The sequence below is a fragment of the Escherichia sp. E1130 genome (genome assembly GCF_005781065.1).
GTDB lineage: Bacteria > Pseudomonadota > Gammaproteobacteria > Enterobacterales > Enterobacteriaceae > Escherichia.
The window spans coordinates 1-19,012 of the sequence record NZ_VATL01000016.1 but is presented as its reverse complement, the minus strand read 5'-3'; the positions used below and the strand labels follow the sequence as shown (position 1 = coordinate 19,012).

Here is a 19,012-nt window from a genome sequence, read left to right as displayed (position 1 = left end):
TTACACCTTTTCAACCTGAACAAGGTTCGTATGTGATGGATTCCCCTTGGCAAGAGGAGACGGACGTTGAGTGGTCAGTACGTTAATACAACCGCCCTTATCGACACGTTTCGCATCCGGGTCATACCAGGCACCTTCGCCCAATGCGACCACGCCCGGCATCATTCGTGGCGTCACTTTCGCCTCAATATGGACTTCACCACGATCGTTAAAGATCCGCACCTTATCGCCGTTGCTGATACCACGTTTTTGCGCATCAAGTGGGTTGATCCACATTTCCTGACGGCAAGCTGCTTTCAGCACGTCTACGTTACCGTAAGTCGAGTGAACACGAGATTTGTAATGGAACCCCGTAAGCTGCAGCGGATACTGTTTGTTGAGCGGATCCTGATAACTTTCAAAGCCCGGTGTATAGATCGGCAGCGGATCGATCACATCGCCTTCCGGCAATTCCCAGGTGGCGGCAATGTCAGCCAGCGCCTGTGAATAGATCTCAATTTTGCCCGATGGCGTGGTCAGTGGATTTGCCTGCGGATCTTCACGGAAGGCTTTGTAAGCGACGTGATGCCCTTGCGGATCGCGCTTTTTAAAGATCCCTTGTTTGCGGAACTCTTCAAAGGTTGGCAGTTCCGGAATCGCTTCGCGCGACTGGGCATACAGGTGACGCATCCACTCTTCCTGGGTACGACCTTCAGTAAACTGCTGCTCGACGCCAAGACGTTTTGCCAGTTCGCTGGTCATCTCGTAGATAGTCTTACATTCAAAGCGCGGTTTAATCACCTGATCGTTAAAAATCACGTAAGACATATTCCCGCAGGATGCATCCAGCGCAAAGTCCATCTGTTCGGAGGCAGTGCAGTCCGGCAGCAGGATGTCAGCATATTTCGCCGATGAGGTCATGTGGCAGTCGATAACCACAATCAGCTCACACTTCTTATCATCCTGGAGGATTTCATGGGTACGGTTGATTTCCGAATGCTGGTTAATCAGGCAGTTACCGGCATAGTTCCAGATCATCTTGATCGGAACATCCAGCTTATCTTTCCCGCGCACACCGTCACGCAGTGCCGTCATTTCCGGGCCACGTTCAATGGCATCGGTCCACATAAACATGGAAATGCTGGTCTGAATCGGGTTTTCCAGGGTAGGCATCCGCACAAACGGTAAGCTGTATGAACCTTCTCGCGCACCGCTGTTACCACCGTTAATACCGACGTTCCCGGTGAGGATTGCCAGCATCGAAATGGCACGCGTGGCGATTTCACCGTTGGCATGGCGCTGCGGCCCCCACCCCTGGCTGATAAATGCCGGTTTGGTGCTACCGATTTCACGAGCAAGTTTGATGATTTTATCTGCCGGGATACCGGTAATTTGCGAGGCCCATTCCGGTGTTTTGGCAACACCGTCTGGCCCATCACCCAGAATATACGCTTTGTAGTGACCATTTTTCGGCGCGCTGGCAGGCAACGTTTTTTCGTCGTAGCCGACACAATATTTGTCGAGGAATTCCTGATCAACCAGGTTTTCGGTGATCATGACATACGCCAGACCGTTAACCAGTGCCGCATCTGTTCCCGGACGAATCGGGATCCATTCATCTTCGCGTCCGGCGCCCGTATCGGTATAGCGCGGATCGATAATGATCATACGTGCATTTGATTTTTGCCGCGCCTGCTCCAGGTAATAAGTCACCCCGCCGCCGCTCATACGCGTCTCGCCAGGGTTGTTACCAAACAGCACCACCAGTTTACTGTTTTCGATATCTGACGGACTGTTGCCATCGGCCCAGCCGCCATAGGTATAGTTCAAACCTTCGGCTATTTGCGCCGAGGAGTAGTCACCATAATGGTTCAGATAACCGCCGCAGCAGTTCATCAAACGCGCTACCAGAGTATTTCCCGGCGGCCAGGAACGGGTCATGGTGCCGCCCAGCGTACCGGTACCATAGTTCAGATAGATGGATTCGTTACCGTACTCTTTTATCAGGCGCTGCATATTCATGGCGATGATATCGTAGGCTTCTTCCCAACTAATACGCTCAAACTTACCTTCGCCACGAGCACCTACTCGTTTCATCGGATATTTCAGGCGGTCGGGATTGTAAACGCGGCGACGCATAGAACGCCCACGCAGGCACGCGCGCACCTGGTGCAGTCCTTCGTAATTGTCATCCCCGGTATTATCCGTTTCGACATATTTGATTTCGCCGTCCACTACATGCATACGCAGTGGACAGCGGCTGCCACAGTTAACAGTACAGGCGCTCCATATCACCTTTTCGTCTGAATTTGCCGGAGCGACACTATTAGCAGCGTGCGCAATCCGGCTAAAGGGTAATGTTAACGCGCTGCTGGCCATCGCCAGGCCGCCGATCGCTGTCGTTTTTACCAAACCACGGCGACTCACCTCAGCAGCCAATACCGCATCAGGAATTTTCGTTTTCATAATGGCTCACTCAAGCTTGCTTACGATTGATTCCAGTAACAAACCGTCTTGTGTAATTATTTTCATAGCGGCGCGCTATATAGGTTTGTATACATCGAATAATTTGAAAATCAACGGGATAGGTAGATTTTCACTCGAAAGTAGTATTGCGCTTAAGTCAGCTGTAATTATTGTTTGGTATCAAAGGGAGATAAAAAAAGCGCCCGCAGGCGCTTTTTAGATTCAGAATAGTTGGATATTAGCCGATATATTCCAGTCCGTTCATATACGGGCGCAGAACTTCTGGTACTTCAATACGACCATCAGCCTGCTGATAGTTTTCCATTACCGCAACCAGCGTACGACCAACAGCCAGACCAGAACCGTTCAGGGTATGAACCAGACGGGTTTTCTTGTCAGACTTACTGCGGCAACGTGCCTGCATACGACGCGCCTGGAAATCCCAGACGTTGGAGCAGGAAGAGATCTCGCGGTAGGTATTCTGCGCCGGGATCCATACTTCCAGGTCGTAAGTTTTGCAAGCGCCAAAGCCCATGTCGCCAGTGCAAAGGATGATTTTGCGGTACGGCAGGCCCAGCAGTTGCAGGACTTTTTCCGCATGACCAGTCATCTCTTCAAGTGCCGCCATTGAATCTTCCGGACGCACGATCTGAACCATTTCAACTTTGTCGAACTGGTGCATACGAATCAGACCACGGGTATCACGACCATAAGAACCGGCTTCAGAACGGAAGCATGGGGTATGAGCGGTCATTTTGATCGGCAGATCATCTTCATCGATGATTTCACCGCGAACCAGGTTGGTCAGCGGAACTTCTGCAGTTGGGATCAGCGCGTAGTTACTGGTATCAGCTTCTTCTTCCAGCGGACGAGTATGGAACAGATCGCCAGCAAACTTCGGCAACTGACCCGTACCGTACAGCGTATCCTGGTTAACCAGGTACGGGACATAGTTTTCGCTATAGCCATGCTGCTCGGTGTGCAGGTCCAGCATAAACTGCGACAGTGCGCGGTGCATGCGAGCGATCTGCCCTTTCATCACCACAAAGCGCGAACCTGTCAGCTTAACCGCTGCCGCAAAGTCGAGGCCGGAGTGCATTTCACCCAGCGTCACGTGGTCACGAACTTCGAAGTCAAATTCACGCGGGGTACCCCAGCGGCTGACTTCAACGTTGTCATTTTCATCTTTACCAACCGGCACTTCATCTGCAGGCAGGTTAGGGATTGTCAGCGCGATATCGCGAATTTCAGCCTGTAAAGCATCCAGCTCGGCTTTTGCTGCATCCAGCTCTTCGCCCAGTTTGTTCACTTCCAGACGTAAAGGCTCGATATCTTCCCCGCGCGCTTTCGCCTGGCCGATGGATTTCGATCGAGAGTTACGCTCTGCTTGCAGGTTTTCCGTTTTGACCTGCAATACTTTACGACGCTCTTCAAGAGCGCCCAGCTTATCTACATCCAGCTTAAAGCCCCGGCGTGCCAGTTTTTCAGCGACTGCGTCTGGCTCATTACGCAGCAGATTGGGATCGAGCATGCTTATCCTGTGCTTATCGAATTAAATGGGAGATGTGGCCACAGCCTGCGACCACAGGGATACAGTAACAACATTACCGCAACGATAACATTAACGGTAGCGTTTTATGGGGCTATTTTGATCCTGTTCAGCCAGCCAGGCGAGCTTTTCGCCAATCTTGCCTTCAAGGCCTCTGTTTGTCGGGAAATAATAGCGCGTTTGTGCTATTTCCGGCGGGAAGTAAACCTCACCGGCAGCATAAGCGTTTGCTTCATCGTGGGCGTAACGATATTCCTGCCCGTAGCCCATTTCCTTCATCAGTTTGGTTGGCGCATTACGCAGGTGTACCGGCACGTCATAATCCGGACGTTCACGGGCATCAGCTAACGCGGCTTTAAACGCGGTGTAGACAGCGTTACTTTTTGGCGCACACGCGAGATAAACAATCGCCTGGGCAATGGCGCGTTCACCTTCTGCCGGACCTACGCGGGTAAAGCAATCCCAGGCAGCAATCGCCACCTGCATTGCCCGCGGATCGGCATTACCGATATCTTCTGAAGCAATCGCCAGGCAGCGACGTGCGACATATAACGGATCACCGCCCGCAGTAATAATCCGCGCATACCAGTACAGCGCCGCATCAGGTGCGCTACCGCGTACCGATTTATGCAGCGCGGAAATCAGATCGTAAAAGCGATCACCTTTGTTATCAAAACGAGCGCTACGCTCACCAGCAATTTCGGTGAGTAACTCAGGCTTCAGGACACGTTTGCCGCTGTCATCGACTTCGGCCATATCCGCCATCATTTCCAGCGTATTTAACGCCCGGCGCGCGTCGCCATTCACCAGTTCAGCAATCGCGCGGCGTGTTTCATCTGGCAGAACAATATCCTGCCCACCGTAGCCGCGGGTTTTGTCTTCCATCGCCTGAGTCAGTACTTGCTCTATATCCTCGGTGGTCAGGGATTTGAGCAAATAGACACGAGCACGGGAAAGCAGCGCCGAATTAAGCTCAAACGACGGGTTTTCAGTGGTTGCACCAATAAACGTGATGGTGCCATCTTCAATGTGTGGCAGAAACGCATCCTGTTGGCTTTTATTAAAGCGATGCACTTCATCGACAAACAAAATGGTACGGCGACCGGCATTGCGGTTTTGCCGCGCGCGCTCTATCGCTTCGCGAATTTCTTTCACGCCAGAAGTGACAGCAGAAATACGTTCCACATCAGCATTTGCATAGCGGGCGATCACTTCGGCAAGGGTAGTTTTACCGGTACCTGGCGGCCCCCAGAGGATCATGGAATGCAGATGTCCGGCTTCGATAGCGCGCGGCAACGGCTTCCCCGCAGCCAGCAAATGTTGCTGGCCAATATACTGTGCTAAATTTTCTGGCCGCATACGTGCGGCCAGAGGTTGAAAAGTATTATCCGAAAAATCGAGCGACAGATTGCTCACTCAGGTGCCTCTACTTACGTTGATCATCTACCGTTACGCCTTGCGGCGGGGTAAAGGTAAATTTCGCTGCATCCACAGCACCGTTTTGCTGGGATTTCAGCTGATAACTGCTGCGTTGATTGTCCTGTTCCACCGCGCTGAATTGATGGATGGTGCCATCACGGCCCACGTTAATAGTGAACTGCTTCAGATTGCCATTGCTGGCTTTCGGCGTCAGGACAAAATCATCGCCGTTCTGTTTGATGTTGTACTGCTGCCAGTCGCTGGACTGGTTACGTGCGATCAGCATAAATGGCGTATTCCCGGTGGCATCTTTCAGCCAGGTTGCCGTAGCCTGTTCAACAAACGGGTTATAGAACCACAGTGTTTTACCATCAGAAACCAGAATGCTTTCATCAGGTTGCGTCATATGCCAGTTGAATAAGTTTGGACGTTTCACCCACAGATCGCCCTGACCTTCCTGCACCGCCGCGCCGCTACCGTCAGTCACTTTTTGTGTGAAGCTGGCGTGGAAGCTGCTGACTTTATCCAGACGGCTTTTCAGATCGCTTGCGGCATCAGCCCAAACACTGGACGCCACTAAACTTGAGAGTAATGCACAGGTGATGGCAATTTTTTTCATCATTGTTCCTCAAATTACGTCACTCCCGATCGGGAGTTCCCTCTACTCTCTATTCCAGGCTAATAATCAGCTTGAGGAAAGAAGAAAATACTGAATTTTCAGTTGATAGAGTGCCGGATGCGACGCTATCGCGTCTTATCCGGCCTACGATGCACTAATTAGTCAAACGGTGGCGGAGCCAGTACTTCACGATTACCGTTGTGACCCTGTTCGCTGACGATCCCTTGCGCTTCCATCTGTTCAACAATGCGTGCAGCACGGTTGTAACCGATGCGGAACTGACGCTGAACACCAGAAATAGACGCTTTGCGTTTTTCAGTGACAAACGCCACCGCCTGATCGAACAGCGGATCCAGTTCTTCAGCACCGTCGAAACCACCAGCTCCGCCTTCGCTTTCGCTATCGGAGGTGATGCCATCTACATACTGCGGACGACCACGCGCTTTCCAGTCCTGCACCACGGCATGAACTTCCTGATCGCGAACAAAAGCACCATGGACACGTACCGGCATGGTTGAGTTCGGCCCGGAGTAAAGCATATCCCCCATACCAAGCAGTGATTCCGCGCCAGCCTGATCAAGAATGGTACGTGAGTCGATCTTGCTGGATACGGTAAAGGCGATACGGGTTGGAATGTTCGCTTTAATCAGCCCCGTAATAACATCCACCGAAGGGCGCTGCGTTGCCAGCACGAGGTGAATACCTGCGGCACGGGCTTTTTGCGCCAGACGCGCAATCAACTCTTCCACTTTTTTACCTACCGTCATCATCAGGTCGGCAAATTCATCCACCAGCACTACAATGTACGGCTCTTTTTTCAGCACTGGATGCTGGGCATCCATACTGTCACCTGGCTTCCAGTACGGGTCTGGAATCGGACGCATCATTCGGTCCGCTTCAGCAATTTTTTCGTTATACCCCGCAAGATTACGCACTCCCAGTGCCGACATCAGCTTATAACGGCGTTCCATTTCATTTACGCACCAGCGCAGAGCGTTGGCAGCATCTTTCATGTCTGTTACGACTTCCGTTAACAGATGCGGGATGCCTTCATAAACCGAAAGCTCCAGCATTTTCGGGTCGATCATAATGAAACGAACATCTTCCGGCTGCGCTTTATAGAGCATGCTCAGGATCATGGCGTTTACACCCACCGACTTACCGGAACCAGTGGTCCCCGCAACCAGCAAGTGAGGCATTTTAGCCAGATCGGCTACGACCGGATCGCCTGCGATATCTTTACCCAAAACAATCGTCAGCGGCGATGGGTTATCACGGAACTTCGCGTTATCCAGCACTTCGCGCAGATAAACGGTTTGTCGTTTTTTGTTCGGCAACTCCAGACCTACGTAAGGTTTACCAGGAATGACTTCAACCACACGCACCGCCACGGTCGACAATGAACGGGCAAGGTCGCGTGACAGGTTAGAAATACGTGCGGCTTTTACGCCCGGTGCCAGGTTCAACTCAAAACGGGTGATTACAGGTCCTGGTGAATAATTGACCACATCAGCTTTAATGCGGAAATCGGCCAGCCGTGCTTCTACCAGACGCGCCATTTGCTCAAGCGCAAAGGTATCTACTGGCTCAACTTCGCTTGGCGGTGGTGTCAGCAAATCCAGCGAGGGTAGTGGCGTCGTTGGTTTATGCAACGGACGGCTATCACCGTTGCGCATTAACAACGGATGAAGCAGGGTATCCTGCGGCTGTGGTGCTACCGGTTGCTGCGGCTGCTGATATTGCGGCTGTGGTGCTACCGGTTGCTGCGGCTGCTGATATTGCGGCTGCGGCGCTACCGGTTGCTGCGGCTGCTGATATTGCGGCTGCGGTGCCACCGGTTGTTGCGGCTGCTGATATTGCGGCTGCGGTGCCACCGGTTGTTGCGGCTGCTGATACTGCTGCTGCGGCGCTACCGGTTGCTGTGGCTGCTGATACTGCTGCTGCGGCGCTACCGGTTGCTGTGGTTCAACAATGGGCGTAAACAGTGGCTCGTGTGGGCCATCATCCACCAACGCTTTCATCGGTGAAAATTCAAAATCATTCAGCGAGAATGGATTTGCTCCCGCAGGTTGTTCACCGGAATAACGTTGCTGCTGAGTCTGGGCAAACTGACGAGCCAGTTCAGCCTCCGCCGCTGCATCTTCATCTTCAGGGTTAACTGGCGCATCATGCTGATACTGTTCACCATAGCGTTGCTGCTGTGCCTGGGCAAACTGACGTGCCAACTCATCTTGCTGCATCGCATCGATTTCATCATCGTTATACTGATCGCCAGAATCGTATTGATTGCGCTGCGCTTCGCGAGCTTTCTCTTCGGCGGCTCGTTGTGAAGGTAGTTTAATGCCATACGATGCCAGTTCACGACGAGTCGGAACACGAATACGCTTTGGTCGTGGCAACTGCGGGCCTATCCCCTCTTTCACTTGTGGTCGAGGTCCACCGCTATTTGCCAGGCTAAAAACAGGTGCAGCAACCGTTGCTGCGGCCCCCGTCGCCAGAGTCGCTTTCTTCACGCCCGATGCCAGCGGCGAAACAGCAGCCACGGCTTCTACCGGAGGGACTGCGGCAGCAGTCGGCGATGACTGAACAGATTTAGCTGACTGAACAGGTCTAACAGGCTCAGGTTCTTTAACTGGTTCAGGAATAGGCTGATACCAAGCGGCGAGCTGCTCACGTTCGCGCGCACGCTTCTCTTCAACTTCTTCAAAGTAGTAAAGCGGCGGACGCGCAGGTTTTGTTTCTTCAACAACCGGTTCAGGTTCTACAACAGGCGGCTGTTCAACCGGTTGCGGCTGTTGACGCAACGTCTCCTGAACGGCTGGCTGCTGGTAGGTTTGCTCAGGCTGGTATGTAGACTGCGCCGCAAAAGTGGATTGTGTCCCCTCGGCTTGCCACGCGTTATCAGCCACTGGTTGTTCAGGCACTGGCGCATAATATGGTTGTTGAACAGGTTGTTCCGCAACAGGCGCATAATACGGCTGCTGAACCGGCTGTTCAGGCACTGGTGCATAATATGGTTGTTGAACAGGTTGTTCTGCAGCAGGCGCATAATATGGCTGCTGAACCGACTGTTCAGGCACTGGCGCATAATATGGTTGTTGAACAGGTTGTTCCGCAGCAGGCGCATAATATGGCTGCTGTGACTGCACAGGTTGTTGCGGATAACCTTCCGGCGCTGGGGCAATGACCGAATCGCCCGTTTGCGGCCTTGGCGCAGGCTGCCAGGCAACAGCAGGTTGAGCAGGTTGAGCAGGTGGAACATCAACCGACGCAACAGGCGGCGTCTGAGTAACAGGTTCAACCGGAGCTGCCCAGCTTTGCGTCGCCGTGGTAGCAGCAGCTGCCGCAGCAACAGGTTCGGTAATTGGTGCACCGTTTAATAATGGATCGTATTCGTCATATTCTGGCTGCGTTGCACGGTTGCCCGAAAAGAGGACATCATCAGGATCAGCGGCTACGCCGCGCGCAGTGTAGGTAATGTCGTCTTCATCATCCATCCGCTTACCGGAGAACAATGCAGCGTCTGTTTGCCGCCCCATCGGATTGATGAATTTTTCCGCCAGGCGTTTACGACGCGCTAACGCGCCACGAAGAATACGAGCACGGCGCGATTCATGCTGTTTGCCGTTTTTTTCGTCTTCATACTCTTCGTCGTCTTCATACTCTTCTTCATCAACCCAGGTATCATCGCGACGAGTGCGGTTACTGGCGAAAGTGAGGATGTTTAAAATCCAGCCCCCCAGTTTTTCGGCAATGGTCACCCAGGACCAGCCGGTAAACAGCGTCAGGCCAGCCGCCCAAACACAGAGCAGCGCAATGGTCCCGCCACTGCTGTGCAACAGCGGCTGCAGCGTAGTGCTTAATAAACTACCGATTACACCACCGGAGGCAAAATACCAGATGTCGTCCGCGTTGATTGCCGCAAGGCCACAGGACGTAAGGATAAGCGCCAGCACGCCAATAATTCTTAGCGAAACGGCGAAATAGTCAACGTACTCATCGCTGGACTGATGACGCCAGGCAAACCAACAGCCGCCAACAATAATGACCGGGATGGTGTAAGCCATCACGCCAAAAATGAAGAACAGCGTATCTGCCAGCCACGCGCCTGGCGTCCCGCCTAAATTATGGATAGGCTCATGCCAGGCCGTTTGCGACCAGCTGGGGTCCGAAGGGTTAAAGCTTAATAAGGCTGCCATCAACCAGACGGCAAACAGGACAATAAGAATCAGCAACGCCTCCAGAAGTCGGCGCCCGCTGCTTAACTTTGTCAATGTGACTTCTTTGTCTTCAGTGTATTCCTGGCTCAAGAAAGGCTCTCCAGGTTACAGGCTTTTCCTGCCCGATGCTAAAACGGACAACAGCACCAGGTTACCCCAGTACTGTTGCTGTATGGATTAACAGGAGTGTAATCAAAATACGCCTATTTTGCACCTGTTCCGTGTTAGCGCGTCTTAATAACCAGACGATTACTCTGCTTGACTTCTTCCATAACAACGTATGTCCGTGTGTCATTGACGCCAGGCAGACGCAGCAGGGTTTCCCCTAGCAGCTTACGATAAGCTGACATATCCGGCACGCGTGTTTTCAACAGGTAGTCGAAATCACCGGATACTAAATGACACTCCTGAATTTCTTCAAGTTTTTGCACAGCAGTATTGAATTGTTCAAACACATCCGGAGCGCCACGATTCAGAGTAATCTCAACGAATACCAGAAGTGATGCATCCAGATAATGCGGGTTCAACAGCGCCGTATAGCCCTGAATAAACCCTTGTCTTTCCAGCCGACGCACACGCTCAAGGCACGGCGTTGGGGAAAGTCCCACACGTTTAGAAAGCTCGACGTTAGAAATACGCCCATCCTTTTGCAACTCATTAAGAATGTTACGATCGATACGGTCGAGATCTTTGCCAGGGCGCTTCTTGCTATCTACCATTATTATTGTCTCTCTGTATTCCTTCCCTACTCCTGTCTGACCCTGAAGACATCACTGTTCAGAGTCGCTACCTGTCACGATAGACCGAAATCATTAAGATTCACGGCTCGCAATGCCTGGGTCTACGGTGAGAAGACCGTTGCCTTGAGGCAGCTATCGACATCACGAATGGCGTCTGTCCACGCCATGCGTAGATTTCACTAGCACGGTAAACATGGTATTTACATGCATGATTATGCGCACATAACAATACTGTTTTTTTCTTCCTCGAATGTTTTCGCAAAACACCAGGTGATTGTCAAAGCAAAACATCGTTTTTTAGTACAACATGCCAGTTATTCATTAACAGTGACGTTTAATCATCATTTAATCGGCTTATAAACCGGAAAAATTAAGTAGCAGACGTGATAATGACGGGAGAATGACAGGAGAATTTGACACGATTATCGCTTTTGACGATTGCACAAATCGTTAACAAAATCGTCATACTCTTTTTTTACGTCTGTAAATTCCCTACAATCCTGCCCATTGTCTGCCAACAACTATGGGGATCTCATGGGCACGACCAAACACAGTAAACTGCTTATCCTGGGCTCAGGCCCGGCGGGATATACCGCTGCTGTCTACGCGGCACGCGCCAACCTGCAACCGGTGCTGATTACCGGCATGGAAAAAGGCGGCCAGCTGACGACGACCACTGAAGTAGAAAACTGGCCAGGAGATCCAAATGATCTGACCGGCCCGTTGCTCATGGAACGCATGCATGAACATGCTACCAAGTTTGAAACTGAAATTATTTTTGACCACATCAATAAAGTGGATTTGCAGAATCGTCCGTTCCGCCTGACTGGCGATAACGGCGAATATACCTGCGATGCGCTGATTATTGCCACCGGGGCTTCTGCACGCTATCTCGGCCTGCCCTCTGAAGAAGCCTTTAAAGGCCGTGGGGTTTCTGCCTGTGCAACCTGCGATGGATTTTTCTATCGCAATCAGAAAGTGGCGGTCATCGGCGGTGGCAATACCGCAGTTGAAGAGGCGCTGTATCTGTCTAACATCGCTTCCGAAGTACATTTGATCCACCGCCGCGATGGTTTCCGTGCGGAAAAAATCCTCATTAAGCGTCTCATGGACAAAGTGGAGAACGGCAACATCATTCTGCACACCAACCGTACGCTGGAAGAAGTGATCGGCGATCAGATGGGCGTCACTGGCGTTCGTCTGCGCGATACGCAAAACAGCGATAATATCGAGTCTCTCGACGTTGCTGGTCTGTTTGTTGCTATCGGTCACAGTCCGAACACGGCTATTTTTGAAGGACAACTGGAACTGGAAAACGGCTACATCAAAGTGCAGTCGGGTATTCATGGTAATGCCACCCAGACCAGCATTCCGGGCGTCTTTGCCGCAGGTGACGTGATGGATCATATTTATCGCCAGGCCATTACTTCTGCCGGTACAGGCTGCATGGCAGCACTTGATGCGGAACGCTACCTCGACGGTTTAGCTGACGCAAAATAATTTTACAAATCAGTAACAAAAGTAAAGAAGGCGACACCATGCGACTATGGGTCGCCTTTATTTTTTCCCCGTTGTAACATTGCTCTGCAAATAATTCTGATAACTCACCTGCTAAGCGTGCAATGAATAAATCCCGTCAAAAAGAGTTAACCCGCTGGTTAAAACAGCAAAGCGTCATCTCCCAACGTTGGCTGAATATTTCTCGTCTGCTGGGCTTTGTGAGCGGCATATTAATAATTGCCCAGGCCTGGTTTATGGCGCGAATTCTGCAACATATGATCATGGAGAACATCCCCCGAGAAGCCTTGCTACTTCCCTTTACCTTGCTGGTGATGACCTTTGTGCTGCGTGCATGGGTGGTCTGGTTACGCGAACGGGTGGGCTATCACGCCGGGCAACATATTCGTTTTGCCATCCGCCGCCAGGTTCTTGACCGTTTGCAGCAGGCGGGGCCGGCCTGGATTCAGGGTAAACCTGCGGGGAGCTGGGCGACGCTGGTGCTTGAGCAAATTGACGATATGCATGATTACTATGCTCGCTACCTACCGCAAATGGCGCTGGCAGTCTCAGTGCCACTACTGATTGTCGTCGCAATTTTCCCTTCTAACTGGGCCGCGGCACTTATTTTACTCGGCACTGCACCGTTAATTCCGTTGTTTATGGCTTTAGTTGGGATGGGTGCTGCCGATGCTAACCGACGCAACTTTCTCGCGCTTGCTCGCTTAAGTGGGCATTTTCTCGATCGTCTGCGCGGCATGGAAACCCTGCGTATTTTTGGTCGTGGTGAGGCTGAAATTGAAAGTATCCGTTCGGCTTCGGAAGATTTTCGCCAACGGACCATGGAAGTATTACGCCTGGCGTTTTTATCCTCCGGTATTCTTGAATTCTTTACCTCGCTGTCGATTGCCCTGGTCGCGGTGTACTTTGGTTTCTCTTATCTTGGTGAGCTGGATTTCGGCCACTACAGCACGGGCGTGACGTTGGCTGCGGGCTTCCTTGCGTTGATCCTCGCCCCCGAGTTTTTCCAGCCGTTACGTGATCTCGGCACGTTTTATCATGCCAAAGCCCAGGCTGTTGGCGCGGCTGACAGCCTGAAAACATTTATGGAAACACCGCTCGCCCATCCACAGCGTGGTGACGTTGAGTTAACGTCTACCGAACCAGTGACCATTGAAGCCAAAGATCTGTTCATCACATCGCCTGAAGGTAAAACACTGGCTGGCCCGCTGAACTTTATACTACCTGCAGGCAAACGTGCGGTACTGGTGGGACGAAGCGGATCCGGGAAAAGTTCACTATTAAATGCGCTTTCCGGTTTTCTCTCTTATCAAGGCTCGCTGCAAATCAACGGCATTGAATTGCGGGATTTATCTCCGGAATCATGGCGAAAACATCTCTCATGGGTTGGCCAGAATCCGCAATTACCCGCGGCAACAGTACGAGACAATGTGCTGCTGGCACGACCGGATGCCAGCGAGCAAGAGTTACAAACGGCCCTGGATAACGCCTGGGTCAGTGAGTTTCTGCCGCTCCTGCCGCAAGGTATCGATACTCCCGTGGGCGATCAGGCAGCTCGCCTTTCCGTAGGTCAGGCACAACGTGTGGCCGTAGCGCGTGCATTACTTCATCCCTGCTCACTGTTATTACTGGATGAACCTGCAGCCAGCCTCGATGCACACAGCGAGCAGCGTGTGATGCAGGCGCTAAACGCAGCCTCGCAGCGCCAGACAACGCTGATGGTCACCCACCAATTAGAAGATCTCGCTGACTGGGACGTCATTTGGGTGATGCAGGATGGCCAAATTATCGAGCAAGGTTGTTACGCTGATTTAAGCGTGGCTAACGGTCCATTCGCCACGTTGCTGGCCCACCGTCAGGAGGAGATTTAAATGCACGCGTTACTTCCTTATCTGGCTCTATATAAGCGTCATAAGTGGATGTTAAGTCTTGGTATTGTGCTGGCAATTGTCACACTGCTCGCCAGTATCGGCTTGTTGACGCTTTCTGGTTGGTTCCTCTCCGCTTCGGCAGTGGCGGGAGTTGCAGGACTGTACAGCTTTAACTACATGCTACCTGCCGCAGGTGTACGTGGCGCGGCAATCACCCGCACCGCCGGGCGCTATTTTGAACGTCTGGTGAGTCACGATGCGACTTTCCGCGTGTTGCAGCATTTGCGCATTTACACCTTCAGCAAGCTGTTGCCTCTCTCCCCTGCCGGGCTGGCCCGCTATCGCCAGGGCGAATTGCTCAACCGCGTCGTCGCCGATGTTGATACGCTCGATCATCTTTACTTGCGCGTTATCTCACCGCTGGTAGGGGCTTTTGTGGTAATTATGGTGGTGACTGTCGGGTTAAGTTTTCTTGATTTCACCCTCGCCTTCACGCTGGGCGGCATTATGTTGCTGACGCTTTTCCTGATGCCGCCGCTGTTTTATCGAGCGGGGAAAAGCACCGGGCAAAACCTTACCCATCTTCGCGGTCAGTATCGCCAACAGTTAACCGCCTGGCTGCAAGGGCAAGCTGAACTGACCATTTTTGGTGCCAGCGATCGTTATCGTACGCAGTTAGAGAACACCGAAATTCAGTGGCTGGAAGCGCAACGTCGTCAGTCCGAACTGACTGCGCTCTCGCAGGCAATTATGCTGTTGATTGGCGCGCTGGCGGTGATTCTGATGCTATGGATGGCCTCCGGCGGCGTTGGCGGTAATAGCCAGCCGGGTGCGTTAATTGCGCTGTTTGTCTTCTGTGCATTGGCTGCATTCGAAGCCCTGGCTCCGGTGACAGGTGCATTTCAGCATCTGGGGCAAGTTATTGCTTCTGCCGTGCGTATCACTGACTTAACTGACCAAAAACCAGAAGTGACCTTTCCGGATACTCAGTCCGCCGTTCCTGAGCAGGTTTCCCTGACATTACGGGATGTTGTGTTCACTTATCCGGAACAATCCCAACAAGCACTTAAAGGGATTTCTCTTCAGGCAAACGCCGGTGAACATATTGCGATTCTCGGGCGAACCGGATGCGGCAAATCAACGTTGTTACAACTTCTAACCCGTGCATGGGACCCGCAACAGGGTGAGATTTTGCTTAACGGCAGCCCGATCTCTGACCTGAATGAATCGACATTGCGCCAGACCATCAGCGTTGTGCCGCAGCGAGTGCATCTGTTTAGCGCCACACTGCGCGATAATCTGTTACTCGCCGCACCTGGCGCTACTGATGAGACTCTTGCTGAAATTCTCCGTCGCGTCGGTCTGGAGAAACTACTCGAAGACACAGGGCTCAACAGTTGGTTGGGAGAAGGCGGACGTCAGCTTTCCGGCGGCGAGCTGCGTCGTCTGGCTATCGCCCGTGCGCTATTGCACGATGCGCCGTTAGTATTGCTGGATGAACCAACCGAAGGCTTAGATGCCACGACTGAAAGTCAGATCCTCGAATTACTGGCTGAAATGATGCGTGAGAAAACGCTATTAATGGTTACACATCGGCTGCGTGGGCTTTCACATTTTCAGCAAATAATAGTGATGGACAACGGGCAAATTATTGAACAAGGTACCCATGCAGAACTGCTTGCCAGACAGGGGCGTTATTACCAGTTTAAGCAGGGTTTGTAAGCTATTATTGAACGATCCGACTTGCGTAGTGGAGTTTTGCAGTCATGCGCCTGGTTCAGCTTTCTCGCCATTCAATAGCCTTCCCTTCCCCGGAAGGCGCATTACGCGAGCCTAACGGTCTGCTGGCGCTGGGAGGCGATCTTAGCCCTGCGCGGCTGCTCATGGCTTATCAGCGCGGTATTTTCCCGTGGTTTTCTCCGGGCGATCCTATTCTCTGGTGGTCGCCTGATCCTCGTGCGGTTTTATGGCCAGAATCACTGCACATCAGCCGCAGCATGAAACGTTTTCATAAGCGCTCTCCCTATCGCGTCACGCTGAATTACGCGTTTGGTCAGGTCATTGAAGGCTGCGCCAGCGATCGCGAAGAAGGGACCTGGATAACGCGTGACGTCGTCGAAGCCTACCATCGTCTTCACGAGTTGGGCCATGCCCATTCCATAGAAGTGTGGCGTGAAGGCGAAATTGTCGGCGGCATGTACGGCGTAGCGCAGGGAACACTGTTTTGTGGCGAGTCGATGTTCAGCCGCATGGAGAATGCCTCGAAAACAGCGCTCCTGGTTTTTTGTGACGAATTTATCCGCCACGGCGGCAAGCTTATCGACTGCCAGGTATTAAATGACCATACGGCCTCGCTTGGTGCCTGCGAAATTCCTCGCCGGGATTACCTCAATTATCTCAATCAACTGCGCCCCGAACGGTTACCAAATAATTTCTGGGTACCACGGCGATTGTTTTCACCACAAGAATGAATGTTTTCGGCACATTTCTCCCCAGAGTGTTATAATTGCGGTCGCAGAGTTGGTTATGCTCATTACTCCGCTGCCGATAAGGAATTTTTCGCGTCAGGTAACGCCCACCGTTTATCTCACCGCTCCCTTATATGTTGCGCTTATAGTGCGGCTTAGCCGTGTGTTTTCGGAGTTATGTGCCAAACCTGTTTGTTGCGAATTAGCGCACAAATCTTTACTTATTTACAGAACTTCGGCATTATCTTGCCGGTTCAAATTACGGTAGTGATACCCCAGAGGATTAGATGGCCAAAGAAGACAATATTGAAATGCAAGGTACCGTTCTTGAAACGTTGCCTAATACCATGTTCCGCGTAGAGTTAGAAAACGGTCACGTGGTTACTGCACACATCTCCGGTAAAATGCGCAAAAACTACATCCGCATCCTGACGGGCGACAAAGTGACTGTTGAACTGACCCCGTACGACCTGAGCAAAGGCCGCATTGTCTTCCGTAGTCGCTGATTGCTTTACCGCCTGATGGGCGAAGAGAAAGAACGAGTAAAAGGTCGGTTTAACCGGCCTTTTTTGCGTCTGGAGTTACGGGGAATAAATATTGGAGGATGGAGTGTTGTGTTTGAAAACTGCCTGTACGGCAGTGAACCTTTGGTTTGCTGCAATTCCAGCCAGTAGTTATTTCTAAGCTGCCTGTACGGCAGTGAACTTTACGTTGTCACTGCTAGCGGAGCGTATCTCTTTCTAAGCTGCCTGTACGGCAGTGAACGCAGCGGCCCGGTGATTGTGCGCGCCCCGATGTTTCTAAGCTGCCTGTACGGCAGTGAACCGTAACTAATTACGTGATCTTATGGCGGTACTTTTCTAAGCTGCCTGTACGGCAGTGAACTTGGAAACGACATTATTTGCCCTCCAGGTATTTTTTCTAAGCTGCCTGTACGGCAGTGAACCGAGCAGAACTCCGCGTTCAGCCCATTCGGCATTTCTAAGCTGCCTGTACGGCAGTGAACTTTATTATTATTTTTCTACAGTAGCGCCAGGTTTTCTAAGCTGCCTGTACGGCAGTGAACGCTATTGAGGCGGTTATCGAGCGCCGCGCGTCTTTCTAAGCTGCCTGTACGGCAGTGAACATACGGAATATCGCCTGTTCGCGCGACAATTTTTTCTAAGCTGCCTGTACGGCAGTGAACGGTAGCCGCGAGCGCGGCAACGTCTCTCAACTTTTCTAAGCTGCCTGTACGGCAGTGAACGTGAATAGTTTTGTGTTTTTGTCGGCAGTATTTTTCTAAGCTGCCTGTACGGCAGTGAACAGAACTACAGGCTGTTATTGCATTAGCGACCATTTCTAAGCTGCCTGTACGGCAGTGAACTCGGCAAGTTCTTCCCTGCTTACCCAGTGAATTTTCTAAGCTGCCTGTACGGCAGTGAACACATATGCCGAGCGCGTGCTCGCGGCTATTGATTTCTAAGCTGCCTGTACGGCAGTGAACGTGCTCGTTACTGTGATCCGCATCTCTATAACTTTCTAAGCTGCCTGTACGGCAGTGAACTATGACGGGCGTAACGAGATAGCGCAGGGAATTTTCTAAGCTGCCTGTACGGCAGTGAACAAGGACAAAGGCCACCACTGGTGCGCACTGGTTTTCTAAGCTGCCTGTACGGCAGTGAACTGGAATAATAGCAGACTATCCGATTGATTTACTGTTAAAACTTACAAAGTCGCAGATTTAAACCCTTTTTCCAGACATCAAAAAAGCAATAAACAAAATCAATGAGTTACATTTCAACCTAAAAAAAGGGTCTATTTGGTACTTCTTCAATCTCATATTTTATGCATAGATTTTGATAAACAATTGACCAGAACACATACGGTCAAAATCTCCGGGCGCGAGCAGTATGTTCATTGCGTAACCAAACGAATCAATCCATATAAATTCTTCTTGACCGTTTTACTCCAACTCCCTATAGTAGCGCCCCGTTGCCACCCATGAGGTCAGGCAGCAAAACAATTTGGTGAGGTGTCCGAGTGGCTGAAGGAGCACGCCTGGAAAGTGTGTATACGGCAACGTATCCGGGGTTCGAATCCCCGCCTCACCGCCATATTCTGAGAAGAGCTCGTACGAAAGTACGGGCTTTTTTTTCGCATGTGACCCGTCCTGAATAGCGT

11 protein-coding genes, 1 tRNA gene and 1 CRISPR repeat array are annotated in these 19,012 nt (G+C 51.6%); of the genes, 6 read left to right on the top strand and 6 right to left on the bottom strand.

The window, feature by feature from the left end:
- The 6 genes from dmsA to lrp all read right to left on the bottom strand — a co-directional run bounded on the left by dmsA (nucleotide 1) and on the right by lrp (nucleotide 10,971).
- Nucleotides 1-2,445, bottom strand: coding sequence for a dimethylsulfoxide reductase subunit A (dmsA, locus tag FEK66_RS15455; protein ID WP_130205289.1), 2,445 nt, complete (start codon nucleotides 2,443-2,445; stop codon nucleotides 1-3).
- 238 nt (nucleotides 2,446-2,683) lie between these two features.
- The gene (gene serS / locus FEK66_RS15450; protein ID WP_000886683.1) at nucleotides 2,684-3,976 is read right to left on the bottom strand and encodes a serine--tRNA ligase; all 1,293 of its coding nucleotides are present in this window, start codon (nucleotides 3,974-3,976) and stop codon (nucleotides 2,684-2,686) included.
- A gap of 90 nt (nucleotides 3,977-4,066) precedes the next feature.
- Nucleotides 4,067-5,410: a replication-associated recombination protein RarA gene (gene rarA, locus FEK66_RS15445; protein WP_130205287.1), complete on the bottom strand. Its 1,344-nt coding sequence runs from the start codon at nucleotides 5,408-5,410 to the stop codon at nucleotides 4,067-4,069.
- 10 nt (nucleotides 5,411-5,420) lie between these two features.
- Nucleotides 5,421-6,032 carry an outer membrane lipoprotein chaperone LolA gene (gene lolA / locus FEK66_RS15440; protein WP_089623815.1) on the bottom strand — a complete coding sequence of 204 codons (612 nt, stop codon included), beginning with the start codon at nucleotides 6,030-6,032 and terminating at the stop codon, nucleotides 5,421-5,423.
- A 158-nt stretch (nucleotides 6,033-6,190) separates the two neighbouring features.
- A complete protein-coding gene (ftsK, locus tag FEK66_RS15435) occupies nucleotides 6,191-10,342 on the bottom strand; it encodes a DNA translocase FtsK (RefSeq protein ID WP_138211495.1) in 4,152 nt (1,383 codons plus the stop codon).
- Nucleotides 10,343-10,476: 134 nt separating this feature from the next.
- Nucleotides 10,477-10,971, bottom strand: a complete 495-nt coding sequence (gene lrp, locus FEK66_RS15430; RefSeq protein WP_000228473.1) for a leucine-responsive transcriptional regulator Lrp — start codon at nucleotides 10,969-10,971, stop codon at nucleotides 10,477-10,479.
- Between the two features lie 555 nt (nucleotides 10,972-11,526).
- Between lrp and trxB the strand changes: the two genes are divergently transcribed.
- From trxB to FEK66_RS15400, 6 genes are all read left to right on the top strand, one after another.
- Nucleotides 11,527-12,492, top strand: a complete 966-nt coding sequence (gene trxB, locus FEK66_RS15425; RefSeq protein WP_130205283.1) for a thioredoxin-disulfide reductase — start codon at nucleotides 11,527-11,529, stop codon at nucleotides 12,490-12,492.
- A gap of 122 nt (nucleotides 12,493-12,614) precedes the next feature.
- Entirely contained in the window at nucleotides 12,615-14,381 is a 1,767-nt protein-coding gene (cydD, locus tag FEK66_RS15420) for a cysteine/glutathione ABC transporter permease/ATP-binding protein CydD (protein ID WP_130260768.1), read from the top strand.
- Entirely contained in the window at nucleotides 14,382-16,103 is a 1,722-nt protein-coding gene (cydC, locus tag FEK66_RS15415; RefSeq protein WP_135493624.1) for a cysteine/glutathione ABC transporter ATP-binding protein/permease CydC, read from the top strand.
- Between the two features lie 44 nt (nucleotides 16,104-16,147).
- Nucleotides 16,148-16,852, top strand: coding sequence for a leucyl/phenylalanyl-tRNA--protein transferase (gene aat / locus FEK66_RS15410; protein ID WP_130205277.1), 705 nt, complete (start codon nucleotides 16,148-16,150; stop codon nucleotides 16,850-16,852).
- Nucleotides 16,853-17,136: 284 nt separating this feature from the next.
- The gene (infA, locus tag FEK66_RS15405; RefSeq protein ID WP_001040187.1) at nucleotides 17,137-17,355 is read left to right on the top strand and encodes a translation initiation factor IF-1; all 219 of its coding nucleotides are present in this window, start codon (nucleotides 17,137-17,139) and stop codon (nucleotides 17,353-17,355) included.
- A 111-nt stretch (nucleotides 17,356-17,466) separates the two neighbouring features.
- Nucleotides 17,467-18,515: a CRISPR direct-repeat array (repeat unit 28 nt; unit sequence TTTCTAAGCTGCCTGTACGGCAGTGAAC).
- A gap of 342 nt (nucleotides 18,516-18,857) precedes the next feature.
- Nucleotides 18,858-18,945, top strand: a tRNA-Ser gene (locus FEK66_RS15400).
- The last annotated feature ends 67 nt before the right edge of the window (nucleotides 18,946-19,012 follow it).

What these genes read in the sequence shown, in the direction of transcription:
- infA (WP_001040187.1), top strand. Translation starts at nt 17,137, where the DNA reads ATGGCCAAAGAAGACAATATTGAAATGCAAGGTACCGTTCTTGAAACG.
- aat (WP_130205277.1), top strand. Translation starts at nt 16,148, where the DNA reads ATGCGCCTGGTTCAGCTTTCTCGCCATTCAATAGCCTTCCCTTCCCCG.
- trxB (WP_130205283.1), top strand. Translation starts at nt 11,527, where the DNA reads ATGGGCACGACCAAACACAGTAAACTGCTTATCCTGGGCTCAGGCCCG.
- lolA (WP_089623815.1), bottom strand. Translation starts at nt 6,032, where the DNA reads ATGAAAAAAATTGCCATCACCTGTGCATTACTCTCAAGTTTAGTGGCG.
- cydC (WP_135493624.1), top strand. Translation starts at nt 14,382, where the DNA reads ATGCACGCGTTACTTCCTTATCTGGCTCTATATAAGCGTCATAAGTGG.
- cydD (WP_130260768.1), top strand. Translation starts at nt 12,615, where the DNA reads ATGAATAAATCCCGTCAAAAAGAGTTAACCCGCTGGTTAAAACAGCAA.
- serS (WP_000886683.1), bottom strand. Translation starts at nt 3,976, where the DNA reads ATGCTCGATCCCAATCTGCTGCGTAATGAGCCAGACGCAGTCGCTGAA.
- lrp (WP_000228473.1), bottom strand. Translation starts at nt 10,971, where the DNA reads ATGGTAGATAGCAAGAAGCGCCCTGGCAAAGATCTCGACCGTATCGAT.
- dmsA (WP_130205289.1), bottom strand. Translation starts at nt 2,445, where the DNA reads ATGAAAACGAAAATTCCTGATGCGGTATTGGCTGCTGAGGTGAGTCGC.